A 16170-nucleotide genomic window follows, 5' to 3' on the forward strand; every position below is an offset into this window, starting at 1 on the left:
TGAACAAGCCAATCTCCCGGCTTTATAGCCGGGCTTTCAAACGAAAACGAGGGGCAATCATGCCCCTCGCTTGTCTTTCCACAATTGCGTGCGGAAAACTTACTTCACGCTGTCGCGGTCAAAACCAAGACGCAGACGAAGGGCATTCAGTTTGATGAAGCCTTCTGCATCGCGCTGGTTATAGACGGTGTCGGCTTCGAACGTGACATGCTCTTCGGAGTAGATCGAGTTCGGCGACTTGCGGCCGGTGACGGTGACATTACCCTTATAAAGGTCAAGGCGGACAACACCGTTCACGGTTTTCTGGGTTTCGTCGATCAGGCGCTGGATGGCCTGACGTTCCGGCGACCACCAGTAACCGTTATAGATCATCTCGGCATAACGCGGCATCAGCTCGTCCTTGAGGTGACCGGCGTTACGGTCAAGGGTGATGCTTTCCATCGCGCGATGCGCCACCGACAGAATGGTGCCGCCCGGGGTTTCGTAAACGCCGCGCGACTTCATGCCGACATAACGGTTTTCGACCAGATCAAGACGACCAATGCCGTTCTTGCCGGCAACTTCGTTGAGCTTGGTCAGCAAAGTGGCCGGGCTCATGCGTTCGCCATTAATCGCAACCGGGTTGCCCTGTTCGAACTCAACCTCGATCGTGGTGATCGCATCGGGGGCGTTCTGCGGGGACACGGTGCGCTCGAACATGCCTTCGTTCGGCTTGACCCACGGATCTTCCAGCGCCTTGCCTTCATACGAGATGTGCAGAAGGTTGGCATCGGTCGAATAGGGCGGCTCATCGCCACCAAGCTTGTCGGCCGAAATCGGGATCTGATGCTCGCGTGCGAAGTTCAGAAGGGCGGTACGCGAATTGAGGTTCCATTCACGCCACGGCGCGATAACCTTTACGTTCGGCTTAAGGGCATAATAACCCAGCTCGAAACGGACCTGGTCGTTGCCTTTGCCGGTCGCACCATGGGAAACGGCGTCTGCGCCGACTTCTTCGGCGATTTCGATCTGGCGCTTGGCGATCAGCGGACGGGCGATCGAGGTACCGAGCAGGTAAACACCTTCATAAAGGGCGTTGGCACGGAACATCGGGAAAACGTAATCGCGAACGAATTCTTCGCGCAGATCTTCGATAAAGATCTGTTTCACGCCGAACATTTCCGCCTTTTTACGGGCCGGCTCCAGCTCTTCACCCTGGCCGAGATCGGCGGTGAAGGTTACGACTTCGCAGTTATACTGTTCGCGAAGCCATTTCAGGATGATCGAGGTATCCAGACCGCCAGAATAGGCAAGGACGACCTTTTTGACCTTATCGCTCATGGGAGTGACGCCTTTCTTCTTCCGATAAAATCCAGGGCGCGGCTTGATTTGGCCATTCATCCCTGTTGGCTATGCAACATTCTTGTTGCGATCGGCCCCGAACGGTCCATTGGACAGTTCGACGGCTCTTTGCGCAAAATGCAGGGCAGCTTGCGCAAAGAGCCCTAGACCTTGAGCGCGGAGTATAGGAAAACACTACCAGCGGGCAAGACCCAAGATGGGGTTGATGTCAAAAAGGCACAAAAACCCGTAAATTTTCGCCCTGCTTTTGGAAAAAACCGCTCCGAATGCTCAAAGCAACCGAAGAAACCGAGATCGATCTGCCCAAAATCGGACCCCTGCCGGTCCGTTTGCGCCCCAGTGCGCGCGCATCGCGGCTTAAATTGCGCATCGATCCGGCCTTTGACGGGGTGGAAATTGTCGTGCCCAACGGGGTGTCGCGCAAAACCGCGATTTCGATGCTTCATCAGCATGGCGACTGGGTCACCGCCCATATTCAGCGCCTTCCCGAGCGGGTCCAATTTGCGCCGGGCGCGTGGATCCCGTTCCTGGGCCACGATCACGCCATCCGCGCTGTTCCCGATGCCAAACGCGGGGTCTGGGCCGAGGCGGGCGTGATCTGGGTATCGGGCCAGCCGGAATATACCAACCGGCGGGTGACCGACTGGCTCAAAAAGCAGGCCAAGCTTGAAATCGCCCCGCGGGCCCATGCCTATGCCGATCGGATCGGCAAGAAAATCAGTCGCATATCGCTTAAAGACACGCGCACGCGTTGGGGCAGCTGTTCGTCAAACGGCAATCTGTCCTTTAGCTGGCGACTCGTTCTTGCCCCTGAAGATGTGCTCGATTACGTCGTCGCCCACGAAGTTGCCCATCTTCAGGAACTCAACCACTCCGCCCGTTTCTGGGCCGTGGTCGAAGACCTTTATGGCCCGTCCAAAAAACAGCAACACTGGCTCAAACGTCACGGTTCAGGCCTGCATCGCTATGGCGCGGGCGGCTAGATCGCGCTGCGCGGGAAAGCAGGATTGATGTCCGGATAAAGGCTGCAAACAGCGCCAAGCCCGCCAGACCGGCTTCCCCGTGACAAAGGCACACGACCGTAGGCTTTGACATTGACCAAACCTGCAAGAAATCATCACTGCGACGCCTGAAACAGCAACACCCTGAATGGCTTAAACCACCGTAACAGCACAGTTTTTGGAGCCCCACCCATGCTGATCCCGCTTGAAACACTGGCGATTTTTATCCCCACCGCATTGGCACTGAACATGACGCCGGGCAATGACATGCTGTTTTGTCTTGGTCAGGGCATCAAGTCCGGCCCGCGGGCCGGAAATGCCGCAAGCCTGGGGATCGCAACGGGTGCGATGATCCATACGCTTTTGGCCGGTCTTGGACTGGCAGCACTGGTTGCGGCCCATCCGGTGGCACTGGAAGTCTTGCGCTGGCTCGGGATTGCCTATCTGGTGTGGCTGGCCATCGGGGCGTTCCGATCACAGGGGCAGGATCTGACACCGGCAGAAACCAAGCGTTCCAGCGCCTTTTCCGCCTGGCGTGACGGGATTGTGGTGAACCTTTTGAACCCGAAAATCATCGTCTTTGTTCTGGCCTTTATCCCGCAATTTGTTGATGCATCGCGCGGATCAATATTGGTGCAGTTCCTGATTTTCGGACTGATTTTGAATGTCGGCGGAACCATCATCAATTGTCTGGTCGGAAGTTTTGCCGGGAAGCTTGGGCAGCTGTTTGCCCGCTCCGCCCGGATCGCCCGCGGTTTCCAGATTTTTACCGGCTGCGTGTTTTTGGGACTGGCTGCGAAGCTTGCTTTTGATAAGCGCTAACGAATAATCGCGCGAATTATTAGCTTTGAACTAACAATATGCTTTTTCTGCGGCGACCGTCAGCACTGCAACACCGATATTGCTGTAAAGAAAAGTTTACAGCTGCCAGATTGCGTTACCGGTATGTTACCGACATGAAGTCGCGTCGGTCTTAGATCACGCAACCGCTCTCGCGCAGGCGGGGCAGTTCGGCGCGCAGGAAGGCGAGGAAGCTTTTTTCCACGGCACTGAGTTCGCGCGAGGCAGTGAACAGCGCGACGTCCCATTCAATGGCCGGGGTCAGGGTGCGCGCCACCACCTTGCTGTTATCGACCAGAAGGGCTGCGAACGGGTCACTGACTGCAATGCCGACATTGCGTTCGACCAGTCGCGACACGGTGCGGATGGTACGGCCTTCGACCGCGATCTTGCGCGGCCAGCCGGCAATCTGGAAGATATAATCGATCTTGGTGCGCAACGGTGAGCCGATCGACAGTTCGACAAAGTTTTCGCCGCGCAAAAGATCAATATCGATGGTTTCAAACCCGGCCAGCCGATGATCAACCGGCATCAGACAGACCGCACGCGATTGCGCAAGCGGGGTGACCAGAACGTTGGGATCCTGAAGATCAAGCGTAATACCGATCCCGAGATCACATTGCCGGGTCGAGATCATATCAAGCATGCCCTCAAGCCCGGTATCGGTGATGCTGATCGAGACATTGGGATGGGCCTGTTTGAATTTAGCAACCACATCAATCAGATAGGTATCAACATAGATCGGCTGGGCAGCAATGCGGATCGATCCGAGCTGCTCGTTTGCAATCGCACGGGCCTGGGTTTCAACTTCGCGAAAGGCATTGAGCGACCGCAAGACGGTGGCGTGAAACTGCTGGGCCTCGCTCGTTGCGGTCAGCTGATTGCGTTTGCGGCTGAACAGTTCGAACCCGACCGATTTTTCGAAATTGTTGAGCAGGCGACTGACCATCGGCTGACTGATATTCATCGCCTGGGCAGCCTTGGTCACCGAACCATAGGTCATAAAGGCATTGAAACTTTCAAGTTCGCGCAGGTTCATAATTCAGGTTCCGATCATCACGCATAACCGCCCAAAACGGCCGTTCTGGATGCCGGGGCATCCGGTTAAGCATCTGAGAGCAGGCAATTTTCCCGACCCGTCGCAGAACAAACAGCCCTGCCCGTCCCGGAATACCCGCCCGAAACCGCCGGTTCGGGCCATGCATGAGCATTTCCGGGCTCTAGAAACGGCCAGTGTTTGACGCCATCCCGCACTCAGTATGTAAATTAGTTATACTGAAATTAATTTTTTGCGTCACCAGTTATAGTTTGTCTATGGATGAAGCCACAAAAAAACAAAAGACAGAGCTCCGGCAATCCTGCCACCACCACACAGGGAGACATGAAAATGTTTCGACAGCTCAAAAAAGCAGCCGGCCTAGCGGCCGCCATCCTTGCGACGACCACCATGATCTCAACCGCCCAGGCTGATGCCTATCCTGAAAAAGCCATCACCCTTGTCGTACCTTATGGTGCGGGTGGTGCATCGGATCTTGCCGGCCGTGCGCTTGCAGAAACCGCACGCAGCTACACCGACGGCCAGCCGGTTGTTGTGGTCAACAAAACCGGTAATGGCGGCATGAACGGTGCGCGTTTCGTCACCGAACAGAAGCCGGACGGCTATACCCTTTTGCTGTCGCGCGTTGGCATGGCGCTGTATCCGGCAGTTTATGCTGACAGCCCGGTTGGCTGGGACGATTACACCTTCCTGGGTATTCTCGAATCCACCCCGATGATCCTGGCTGTTAACGCCAATTCCGACATCAAAACCGTTGATGAGCTGATCGAGAAAATCAAAGACAGCAACGGTGCAACCACCTATGCCGCATCCGGCCCCACCGCGATTGACGGTTTCTCGGTTCAGGCCCTGCTGTCTGATGTCGATCTTGATCCGCTGACCGCGTCCACCCTCGTGCCATATAAAGGCGGTTCGGCCCTGGCTGCTGCCCTTCTTGGCGGTCACGTTGACTTCCTGGCGATTGCTGCCGGTTCGCTGATGCCCCATATCGAAGCCGGTAAAATGCGCCCGCTGATGGTTTATTCGCCGAAGCGTATGGCTGCCCTTCCGGACGTCCCGACCGCCAAAGAACTGGGTTACGCACAGGCAGGCCAGGTTGGCGGCTGGAGCGGTCTTTATGCTCCGAAAGGTCTTCCGGAAGACGTCGTTGCCAAATGGACCGAAATCCTTGGCAAAGTTGCGACCGACGAACAGTGGCTTGATCTTGCTGCGAAACGCGGTTCGACCTCGGTCATTGGTGACGAAGATCCGTCCGCTTACGTTAAAAGCCAGTTTGAGCTTTACAACGGTATGGCCAAGAAGTTCGGCTACATCCAGTAAGACGTTTTCGAACGTCGTTTAATTCAGACTTTTAATGCGAGACGGAACCATGAACCAAAATCGCGATTTCTATGCAGGGCTGCTTGCCACGGCATTTTTTGCCATCGTCCTGTTCGTTCTGATCCCGATCTATGTGAAGGTTCCGTCTTTCATTCCCGGCTTTGCGCCACCGCCTGACATGTGGCCGCGCGTGGTCGCGATCATCGGGCTAGTGATGGGGGTTCTGGCCGTCATTCTGGCCTTTCCCAAAATGCGCGAAGCCAGCCGCAACCAGGTCACCAGCCTTGGCACCCGGATCATGAGTCACAAGACGCTGATCGTTCGATTTGCCGCTGTTCTGGTTGTGTTTGCCGCCTTTGTCATCGGAATGCCGATCGTCGGATTTGTGCCGGCAACCATTCTGATGCTGGGTGTGCTGTTCATCATGACCGGTAATTTCGAACGCAAGTTCTGGATGATCGGCCTGACCGTCATCTTCCCGGTTCTGCTTAATCTGCTGTTTACCGAAGTCACCCATACGCCCTTCCCCGAAGGTACGCTGTTCTTCTGACCTCGTAACCCTGATCTGATCGAAAGTCCCCATCGTTATGTGGAATGAATTGCTTTATGCCTTTGAGGCGGTCGCGACCCTGCCGAACTTTCTGGCGATGTTTGCCGGGATCTGGGGTGGCGTGATCATTGGTGCCATCCCGGGCATGACCGGTACGATGGCCGTGACCCTTGCCCTGCCCTTTACCTTCTATCTGCCGCCGGTCACCAGTATTCTTCTTCTGGTCGCGCTGTATAAGGGGTCGACCTATGGCGGGTCGATTTCAGCCATCCTGATCAAGACGCCGGGCACCGCATCGGCGGCCTGTACGGTTCTTGACGGCTATCCGCTGGCCCGGGCCGGCAAGGGTGGCAAAGCGCTGAACATGGCGCTGGTTTCAAGCTGTATCGGCGATTTCATTTCGAATATTTCGCTGTTCTTCCTGGCGATGCCGCTGGCGATGTTTGCGCTGCGTGTTGGGCCGCCGGAATTCTTCATGCTGATGGCGTTCTCGTTGACGATTGTTGCGAGTATTTCGGGCCGTTCGCTTGTTCTGGGCATCATTTCGGCCTGTCTTGGCCTGTTGCTGGCAACTGTTGGCGAAGATATTTACGGCTCTTACCGCTTTGCCCTGTCCGAAGACATGAAATCGGGTCTTGGCATGGTGCCGGTTCTGATCGGTCTGTTTGCGCTGCCTGAACTGATCAAGATGGTTGTGTTCCGTCCGGAAGAAAACAACGCAGCCCTGAAACTTGGTGATAACCGCCTAACTCTTTCGGAATTCCGCGGATCGATCAAATCGATCTGCCGCGGGTCACTGATCGGGGTTATTCTGGGTGCCATTCCCGGTATCGGCCCGTCGACTGCTGCGTTCTTTTCCTATAGCGAGGCCCGCCGGACGTCGAAAAACGGAGACAAGTTCGGCGAAGGCGAACTTGAAGGTGTTGCGGCATCCGAATCAGCCAATAACGGCGCCTGTGGCGCAACCATGATCCCGTTGATGGCGCTGGGTGTGCCTGGTGACGTCATTACCGGTGTGATGCTGGGTGCCTTCATGATCCATGGCCTGACCCCCGGCCCGCTTCTGTTCCAGAACAATATCGGCGAGGTCTACGCGCTGTTTATCGGCATTCTGTTCAGTTCGGTCTTCCTGTTTATCGCAGGCAAGGTCACGGCAAATGCCTTTACCAAAATCTCGCGCATTCCGCAGACGCTGCTTTTGCCCTGCATTCTGATCCTGTGCGTTTATGGCATCTATTCGATCGGGGCCAGCCCGTTTGACGTCACGGTTCTTCTGGTGATGGGTGTGGTCGGCTTTATCATGATGCTGCTGAATATCCCGGCAGCCCCGTTCCTGATCGCCTTTATCCTTGGCCCGATGTTTGAAGACAATATGCGCCGGTCGCTGGCGATTTCGCGCGGCGATCTTGGCGTCTTCTTCCAATCGTGGATTTCCTGGGGCTTCTTTGTCCTGACTGTTTTGTTCGTCACTTTGACCATTCGCCGTGAATGGAAGAAATGGCGCGAAAAGCGTGCTGCGGCCACCGTATCCGCTTCCTGATCCGAGAAACGAGAAAGTTAGAATGTCCAAAACCAATATGTCCCGCCTCCATAGTGCCATCGATATGCTTGGCAAGCTGGTTGCGTTCGACACCACGAGCAAAAACTCGAATCTCGGTCTGATCCATTTTGTCCGCGACTATCTGGCGGAATATGGCATTGAATCGACCCTGTTCCATGATGAAACGGGCGAGAAAGCCAACCTGCTTGCGACCATCGGCCCCAAAGGGGTTCCGGGCATTGCGCTTTCGGGTCATACCGATGTTGTGCCCGCCCTTGAAACCACCTGGGTCAGCCCGGCGTTTGAACTGACCGAGCGTGACGGCAAACTGTTTGGCCGCGGTGCGGCCGATATGAAGGGCTTTTCGGCCTGTGTGCTGGCGCTGATCCCCGATCTGGTCAAACGCGACCTGACCATGCCGTTCCATCTGTGCCTGTCCTATGACGAGGAAGTCGGCTGTATCGGTGTCGGATCGATGGTCGATCATCTGGCCGCTATGGATACCCCGCCGCGTCTGGCCGTGATCGGCGAGCCGACCGACATGAAGGTCATCAATGGCCAGAAAGGCAAATATTCGATGCGTGTGGGCGTTACCGGCACGGCCGGGCACAGCTCGTTTGCGCCCAACCATGTCAATGCCATCGAATATGCATCACGTGCGATCAATCTGATTGCCGAGAAAGCCCGCGATTTCGAAGAAAACGGTCCGTTTGACGAAGATTTCACCGTCCCGCACAGCACCATGCTGACCACGACGATCGGCGGCGGCACGGCGACCAACGTCACCCCGGATTATTGTGAATTCACCTTTGAAATCCGCCATCTGCCCGAACATGACGCCGAAGCGGTGATTGCCGAAATTCGCGATACGGTCATGGCGACACTGGATGCGGAAATGAAGGCAAAGGCCCCGGAAACCGGATTTGAATGGGAAAAGATCTTTTCCTATCCGGGGATGGGCGATTGCACCGATGCCCCGGCATTCGAGCTTGTGCGCAACATCATCCCGGAAATTTCGGGCAAGGTGTCATACGGTTCGGAAGGCGGTGTATTTGAAAAACAGGGCAATATCCCGTCAATCATTTGCGGCCCGGGCAGCATCAAGCAGGCCCACAAGCCCAACGAATTTATCGAGATTTCGCAACTTGAGGAATGCCTGGAATTCCTTGAGGCGCTCACTGATCAGGCAGTCGCTGCCTGAGACCCTCACCGCGGCGCTGCGTCACCCTCAGCGCCAATCGGCCGCTGCAAGCGATGAGTTGTCCACTCCGACTCCGAGCGTCGCACACCGACAGGTGAGAAACTCCCTGGTCACACTGCCCCCTATGTGGTGTGACCATGCAAACCAAACTTGAAGACCGGCTCGTTTATCGATGCCGGTCTTTTTTTTGGCTGAAATTTCCGATCAATGCCCCAAACAAAAACAGCGGATCATGCCGCCATGATCCGCTGTCTTAAATGTGCTTCTTTGCGCGCTATTCTTTTTTGCTACTGGCACTGAAGCCTTTTGTAAAATCGCGCCAGCTTTCATCTTCGCCGACCTTTTTGGATCGGGCCAGGGCGGCCTTGCCAAGGGATCGGACCGGGATGTTTTGATGGGCATGAAGCATGAAGTCATGCCACAGCGTCGCGGGCAAACCGCCGCCGGTGACTTCGTCCATCGGGCTGCCATCGTCATTGCCCATCCAGACACCGGCCACCAGATCGGAGCTGTAACCGATGAACCAGGCATCGCGATAATCCGATGTGGTGCCGGTTTTGCCCGCTGTCGGGCGGTCGATGATCGCATTGCGTCCGGTGCCCTTGGCAATCACGGCCGAAAGCATGTTGTTCATTTCACCGGCATGAAGCGGGTTAAGAAGGCGGGCGGGGAAATCGTCACTGCGTTCATAAAGAACTTCGCCACCGCGCCCGACAATCTTGCTGACCGCATGCGGGAAGACCGAAAAACCGCCATTGGCAACGATGGCATAGGCCCCGGTCAGTTCCAGCATCGAGACTTCGCTGGTACCCAGGGCAAGGCTTGGTTCGGCTTTGAGTTCCGATGAAACGCCCATATCGCGGGCCTTCTGGATGACCTTGTCCAGACCGACTTCCATCGCCATCTGGACAGCGATCGAGTTGTTGGAGGTCGCGACTGCATCGCGGATCGACATGGTGCCGTGATGTTTGCGGTCAAAGTTGCGCGGTTCCCAGCCATTGATGGTAATGCCGACATCGCGCATCCAGTCGTTTGAGCCAAGGCCCTTGTCCAGACCGGCCAGATAGACAAACAGCTTGAACACCGATCCCGGCTGACGGCGGGCCTGGGTCACACGGTTATACTGGCTTTCGAAATAGTCGCGTCCACCGACCATTGCGCGCACCGCCCCGTCCGGGGTCATGGCCAGAAGGGCGCCCTGGGTGACGTGTTTGGCCTTCGCACCGTTGCTTTCAAGTGCGCGTTCAAGATTGAATTCGGCGATTTCCTGAAGGCGGGAATCAAGGGTGGTATGGACCAGAAGATCCTGATCGATATAGCCGACATAATCGCGCACCCGATCCAGCACCCAGTCCGAGAAATAGCGCACACCTGGGCCGGTATTGGCCTTGCGCGCGGTGCGAACGCGGAACTGTTTGGCGCGTTCGGCCCGCGCATTGGTCAGTGCGCCGGTCGATGCCATGGCGGCCAGCACGATATTGGCACGTTCGGCGGCCTTGACCGGATCGACCATCGGGTTATAGCGGCTTGGTGCCTTGGGCAGGCCGGCCAGAACAGCCGCGTCATACAGGTTCAGACGTCGCGGGTCGGTGCCGAAATAATAGCGCGCAGCGGCATCAATCCCGTAAAGGCCCGACCCGAAATAGATGCGGTTGAGGTAAAGCGACAGGATTTGCTGTTTGTCGAATTTGAATTCCAGCCAGATCGCCAGAAGGACTTCTTCGATCTTGCGGCCAAAGCTGCGTTCGGGGGACAGGAACAGGTTTTTGGCAAGCTGCTGGGTAATGGTGCTGCCGCCTTCGGCGATGCGGCCCGATGTCAGATTGGTCCAGGCCGCGCGCAGGATGCCGACCACATCAACCCCGAAATGGTCATAGAACCGGCGGTCTTCGATCGAGACAAAGGCCTGACCGACATAATCGGGCAGATCGCGGACTTCAACCGGGGTGCCATAGCGGTTGCCATAGGAGGCAAGGGTGGCGCCATCAATACTGATGACGCGGATTGACGGTTTGCGTTCGCTGGCGACATCGAAGCTGACCTTTTCGGGCAGACCATAGCCGTAATAGGCGATCACGCCCCCGCCCAGCACCATGACCCAGATCGAGCCCAGAACAATGAATTTGGCAATGGCTTCTGGCCCCGGGATCATGTCCCCAAGGCGTGAAAACAGGCTTCCCTTGCGTTTGCCCGCACTGCTGACGCGCTTTTTCTTGCGCTTTGTTCCGGTTGATCCCTTGCGAACGCTGGTTCGCCGTTTGAATTCTCTTTGGGCCACACATGCACCTATCGGTCTGGACCGGAGTCATGACAAACACATCCGCGCGCGCCAAAGTGACGTCAAAAACGATGTCACTTGCCCGTCAGGCGGATGCGCCGTTCAATCCGGCGTATTAGTATCAATATGTCCCAACCGAGGAGGGAGTCCCCCGTCTCCCCGCTTTGCGACCCGGGCCGTACCCGTTCACGATTATTGCAAACTGATCGATCCGAAGACCAATCACCATTTACAATAATATGAAAGAGCCGTGGCCCTGATTAATTATCATTTTTTGCGTTCAGATCCTGTTTCCACAGGTCGGTTATACCATCACCGTCCCGGCGCCGTTGCGAAGACGCACGGATCATCGAACGGATGGGCAAGCCGTCATGGGCATCCAGCATAAATAACCGCCACAAAGACGCAAGTTCTACCTCGCCGCGTACATCCATGCGTTCGCGCGCGTCATTGCCGGCCCAGACCGCCGTGATCAGATCGGACGAGAAGCCGACATACCAGGCATCGGTCCGCCCGCCCGCCACGGTGCCGTATCCGGCAAAGGGCCGGTCAAGGCGCACTTGCGGGTCGGTGACGCTGGCATAAAGCACGTAGGATCCCTGGATCGCCTCATCGGTCAGGCGTTTTTCCGTTTCCGGGTTTTCAACGCGCTGATAGATCGGAATCGATTTCGGATCGTCGGTATAGGACACACTGTTGATCAGGGTGATCATGGGCGGTTTGCCGGAATTCTGCGGCAGGGCATGAATGGCGGCAATGTCGCTTACGGTGACCGGATCAAGACCGACGACGGTTCGGATATCGGTCGAAAGCGGGCTTTTGATGCCGATATTGCGGGCATATTCGCGCACATTGAGCAGCCCGTAATGATCGGCCAAATTGGTCGGCACCGTGTTGACATCGCGCACGAAAGCTTCGCGCAGTGATATTTGCCCCTGATATTCGTGATCGGGGTTGATCGGCCGCCAGCCGCCGACCGCCATGCGGTTATCGCGCACCCATTGCGCCGGGTCGCTGTTTTCATTAAGCGCATAATAATAGGTGGCGATCTTGATCATGCGTCCTGCCGGGTGGCGGACCTCGGTCACGCGGTTGCGCTGGAACGGGGTGTAGTTCGCCCCGCCAATCATCGCACGGATGCGGCCTTCGGGGCTTATTGACAGCAGGCCGACCTGATCGGCACCGCGCGGTTTAAGACGCAGTTCGGAGACCTCGGCAACGATATCGCGGGCCAGGTTTTGCACCTTGAGATCGATGCTTGTGACCACATCGATGTCGCGGCTGCTATAGCCGACCAGATCGGCGACTTCTTCGAGCACCATATCAACGACATAGCCCGACAGGACGTTTTCCTCGATCTGGACATCAAGCTTGGGCATGACCAGGGTCAGGGCGGAAACGCGGTCGGCTTCGATGAATTTGTATTGGCCGAGTTTGGCCAGGATTTCGTTGGCTTCGGCGGCGGTTTCACGCGGATAGAACAGCGGGTTGAATTTTTCTGGATCACTGATGGCCGCGGCAAGGACGGCGGCCTGATGCAGGGACATGCGTTCGGACGGGCTGCCATACCAGATGCGCGATGCCGCGGTGATGCCAAAAATGCCGCGCCCGACATAGCTGCGTTCAAGATAGCTGCGCAGGATGGTTTTTTTGCTGAAGCTCCATTCCAGCCACAGGGCAACCAGCACTTCCTGGAAATGGCGGCCGGCACTGTTGGCCTTGGTTTTGAAGAAGCTGCGCGCGACCTTCATGGTGATGGTCGATCCGGCCCCTTCGCGGCCGCTGAAAATCCGGGCAAAATCCGATCCCGACACCCCGAAATGATCATAGAAACCGGGGTCGGCCGCGGCGACAAACACGTTCTGGACCCGTTCGGGCAGGGTGGTCAGCGAGACATCCTGACTGTAATGGCCCTTGATGGTTTCAAGCAGCGCGCCGTCATAGCCGAGAATACGGATTTCGGGGCTTCTGATCATGTTGCGGCTCAGATCGAGATTGGACTGGATCGAATAGCCGATGCCCAGCACGGCAAAGATCGTTACCGACAGGAAAAACCCGATCAAAAGCATCCTGCGGCGCCGAATGCGCCGACGGATGGTCCGCAATTCGCGTTCGGCGATCTGCTTCATCGCCATCTTGGCTGCTGATTGCCCGCCGCTTTGCTGTTCGTCGTCTTCTTCTGCCACGCCGAAATCCCGATTGTTTGCCCGTGTTTTATATTGTTCCCCGACAGTAAAACGCCAAGCTGTTAAGAAAATACTTTAACCGCTGGTTTTGCAGGCGAAATATGTCCTGTCTGCTGCCGACCATATACGTGGCATTCCGGCAGGCAGCAGACAGGACAGTTACCGACACGAGCGCGTCGGGAGGATGGGCTTATTTCTCGGGAGCATCCTTTGCGGCGGCTTCGATCCGGTTGAGGATATCCTCGCGTCCTTTTTGAACCAGCTGGAGCATGGCCTGACGCGAACGCACCGGGTCGCCAGCGGCAATTGCATCGGCAATCGCCCGGTGATAGGGCAAGGTGATCCGCATGTTTTCAGGCAGCAGGACTTCGGGCGACAGCATCGCGTCAAAGAAGTTATCGAGCATCGGCTGCATGTGCAAAATGAACTGATTGCCCGTGCCTTCCAGAAGGTGACGATGGAACGCAAGATCGGCGACAAACCAGTCACCCTCCCCGTTCAATGCCGCCTCCATGGCGTCACAGCAATCATAAAGCACAGAACAGTCGAAATTCGGATTTGATGCACAGATTTCGACGGCAATCGTTTCAATCGCCGCCCGAAACTGGGTCATGTCATCGACAAAAACCGTGTCACGGTTATAGCGGAAACGCCAGGCCAGAACTTCGGGGTCAAACAGGCTCCAGTCCGACAGGGGACGGACAATCGTACCCGTTTTGCGCCGGACCTGAAGCATTCCCTTGGCAACAAGGGTCCGGGTTGCTTCGCGAACCACCGTGCGCGATATGCCGAGTTCTTCGCCAATTTCCGTCTCGTTTGGCAGGATCGCCCCCACCGGATAGCGCCCGCTCATCAACCATTTCGCGATCACTTCGACTGCTTCGGTATGAAGCGAGCGGATCGGGGTTCGGATTTGCTGGTCTGTCACGTGCATAAAGATATGTCTTCCGGTTTCGATTTAATTTTTGATCTCATGCCGGTGCGGCATCCGCCACAACAGGTTCAAATCCATAAACCTTTTGCGGGTTTTCGCAAAGTATACGGCGTTGCAAGGCCGCATCAGGTGCCCATTTTTTCAATAATTGCAACATCTTGCGATCATCTGGGCGCGGCGTCGTCATGATATGGGGCCAGTTCGACGCCCAAAGCATCCTGTCAGGGGCATGGGCAACAAGCGCACATGCAAGTGCCGAAACATCATTGTATCCCGGTTCTCCGACCCTTGAAACCTCGTACGGGGCGGAAAGCTTGACCCAGACACGGCCCGTATCGACAAGGCGCAACAAACAGCGGAATGCCGGATGATCCGGACCAACGGGATCAAGGAACTTGCCGATATGATCAATGACGATCTGCCCCGGCCAGGACAAAATCTGGGACTCGCGATCGGGCAGGTTGTGCCCATCAAGCTGCAACTGGACGTGCCAGTCGAAACCATGGACCCGCTCGGCGATCCGGTCGAGCTGATCCCACGGGATGATGCCCCCGGCAAGCATCTGAAACCGGGCACCGCAAAATCCCGCATCTGTCAGGGACTGCAATGTAGTGTCGCTTACCTTGTCATCGACAACAGCCACACCGCGCGTTTCGCGCCGCCCCAGCGCCCTGATCCCGTCCGCCGTTACGGAATTGTCCGTGCCATAGGCAGTGGGTTGTACAATCACAGCACGGGTCAGACCAAGATCATCACGCACAGCGCGATAGCAGGCAACGTCGTCTTCTTCGGGGGCGGCGATTGCATTGGGAATGGTTTTCGCACCTTTGCGATAGACATGAACATGCGTGTCGCAGGCACCAAGGGGTACAACAAGGTCGCTGGTCATGTTGTGCTCCTGTCTGAGGGGGTATCGGAGGTCATAAAGCGGGCCTGCAATCTGGTGGCAGCAGCGCGATTGACGGCTTCGTCCGGGATTTCCCGGTTAAGGATTTGCAAGACCTGAGAGACGACATGCATCGCCTGACCTTCGCTTGCTTGCGGGGTCTGTCCGCCAATATGCGGCGTTGCAATGACATCACTGCGACCGGCAAGACGGGTTGCCGGACGCTGATCATGTGCGCTGCCCACATCCATCGCAGCACATGCGATTTGCCCGGCATCAAGGGCCTGTTCAAGTGCGACCTCGTCAACCAGTTCGCCGCGGGCAAGATTGATGAACATTGCATCGGGCTTCATCAGCGAAAATGCCCGGGCACCAAACATGCCATAGGTTTGCGGGGTTGAAGGCGCCAGACAGACGATAAAATCAGCCGACCCGACCAGCGTGTCAAACGGCACATTTTTGATATTCTCGGCCATCGGATGAGGGGCCGGATCGGTAACGATCACGTTCATTCCCAATGCCCGTCCCAAAATTGCCAGCTGACGGCCGATCACCCCGAAACCGCAAATCCCGAGGGTTTTGCCCGACAGTTGCTGACCCATGCCAGGATCGGGCACCTCGCCGTTGCGGTATGCCGCGACAGACCGGCTGATCCCGCGTGCACCATCAATCATGAAACCAAGCGCCAGTTCGGAAACCGAAGTGGCAAAGGTCGGGATGGATCGCGTCACCAGAACGCCGTTTGCCGTGGCGGCATCAACATCGATCGTGCTGATATCCACCGCACAGCGCATGACCGCCAGAACATCGGTTGCGGCCGAGAAGAAGGACTGATCCACAGCCGTTTGCCGATCTGCAATCACAAGATCACATCCGGCGGCCGCCTGAGCAAGAGCCGCACCTTTCAGCACTTTGCCCGTCGGATTGATGACAAGTGTGCAGTGTTTTTCCAGTTCGGCCCGCGCGCGCGGCGGAAACAGCAAGGGCAGACTATCAGGGGTGTGCGTTAGAAAAATACGAAACATCGTCTTCTTTC

Annotated in this window: 13 protein-coding genes; 6 read left to right on the plus strand and 7 right to left on the minus strand. The window is 56.5% G+C overall.

All coding sequences use genetic code 11. The features are described from left to right. Positions 1-99: 99 nt before the first annotated feature. Complete coding sequence (locus SIB88_RS00680; protein WP_101246889.1) at positions 100-1320, minus strand: argininosuccinate synthase; 1221 nt, start codon at positions 1318-1320, stop codon at positions 100-102. Between the two features lie 287 nt (positions 1321-1607). On the opposite strand from SIB88_RS00680, the gene SIB88_RS00685 reads away from it, so the two are divergent. Further along, entirely contained in the window at positions 1608-2324 is a 717-nt protein-coding gene (locus SIB88_RS00685) for a M48 family metallopeptidase (RefSeq protein WP_412559074.1), read from the plus strand. 210 nt (positions 2325-2534) lie between these two features. Next, positions 2535-3164 (plus strand): LysE family translocator, encoded by a 630-nt coding sequence (locus SIB88_RS00690; RefSeq protein WP_228195024.1) that lies wholly within the window; start codon positions 2535-2537, stop codon positions 3162-3164. A 151-nt stretch (positions 3165-3315) separates the two neighbouring features. On the opposite strand, the gene SIB88_RS00695 is transcribed toward SIB88_RS00690, so the two are convergent. Beyond that, positions 3316-4221, minus strand: coding sequence for a LysR family transcriptional regulator (locus tag SIB88_RS00695; protein ID WP_101246886.1), 906 nt, complete (start codon positions 4219-4221; stop codon positions 3316-3318). 348 nt (positions 4222-4569) lie between these two features. Between SIB88_RS00695 and SIB88_RS00700 the strand changes: the two genes are divergently transcribed. From SIB88_RS00700 to argE, 4 genes are read left to right on the plus strand one after another with little or no spacing between them, the layout of a single operon-like run. After that, the gene (locus tag SIB88_RS00700) at positions 4570-5559 is read left to right on the plus strand and encodes a Bug family tripartite tricarboxylate transporter substrate binding protein (RefSeq protein WP_101247048.1); all 990 of its coding nucleotides are present in this window, start codon (positions 4570-4572) and stop codon (positions 5557-5559) included. A gap of 49 nt (positions 5560-5608) precedes the next feature. Further along, positions 5609-6109, plus strand: a complete 501-nt coding sequence (locus SIB88_RS00705; protein WP_412559075.1) for a tripartite tricarboxylate transporter TctB family protein — start codon at positions 5609-5611, stop codon at positions 6107-6109. A gap of 37 nt (positions 6110-6146) precedes the next feature. After that, a complete protein-coding gene (locus SIB88_RS00710; protein ID WP_412559076.1) occupies positions 6147-7649 on the plus strand; it encodes a tripartite tricarboxylate transporter permease in 1503 nt (500 codons plus the stop codon). Between the two features lie 22 nt (positions 7650-7671). Beyond that, the gene (argE, locus tag SIB88_RS00715) at positions 7672-8850 is read left to right on the plus strand and encodes an acetylornithine deacetylase (protein WP_101246882.1); all 1179 of its coding nucleotides are present in this window, start codon (positions 7672-7674) and stop codon (positions 8848-8850) included. A gap of 274 nt (positions 8851-9124) precedes the next feature. Here argE and SIB88_RS00720 read toward each other — a convergent pair whose 3' ends face one another. From SIB88_RS00720 to SIB88_RS00740, 5 genes are all read right to left on the minus strand, one after another. Beyond that, a complete protein-coding gene (locus tag SIB88_RS00720) occupies positions 9125-11128 on the minus strand; it encodes a transglycosylase domain-containing protein (protein WP_101246881.1) in 2004 nt (667 codons plus the stop codon). A 260-nt stretch (positions 11129-11388) separates the two neighbouring features. Continuing rightward, positions 11389-13314 carry a transglycosylase domain-containing protein gene (locus SIB88_RS00725; protein WP_412559077.1) on the minus strand — a complete coding sequence of 642 codons (1926 nt, stop codon included), beginning with the start codon at positions 13312-13314 and terminating at the stop codon, positions 11389-11391. A gap of 190 nt (positions 13315-13504) precedes the next feature. Next, positions 13505-14248 carry a FadR/GntR family transcriptional regulator gene (locus SIB88_RS00730; protein ID WP_101246879.1) on the minus strand — a complete coding sequence of 248 codons (744 nt, stop codon included), beginning with the start codon at positions 14246-14248 and terminating at the stop codon, positions 13505-13507. 37 nt (positions 14249-14285) lie between these two features. Further along, entirely contained in the window at positions 14286-15137 is an 852-nt protein-coding gene (locus SIB88_RS00735; protein WP_412559078.1) for an amidohydrolase family protein, read from the minus strand. Continuing rightward, positions 15134-16159, minus strand: coding sequence for an NAD(P)-dependent oxidoreductase (locus SIB88_RS00740; RefSeq protein ID WP_412559079.1), 1026 nt, complete (start codon positions 16157-16159; stop codon positions 15134-15136). Before SIB88_RS00740 ends, SIB88_RS00735 begins: the two co-directional genes overlap by 4 nt. Between the last annotated feature and the right edge of the window lie 11 nt (positions 16160-16170).

Source organism: Thalassospira sp. MIT121401 (assembly GCF_047125595.1).
Taxonomy (GTDB): Bacteria; Pseudomonadota; Alphaproteobacteria; order Rhodospirillales; family Thalassospiraceae; genus Thalassospira; species Thalassospira povalilytica.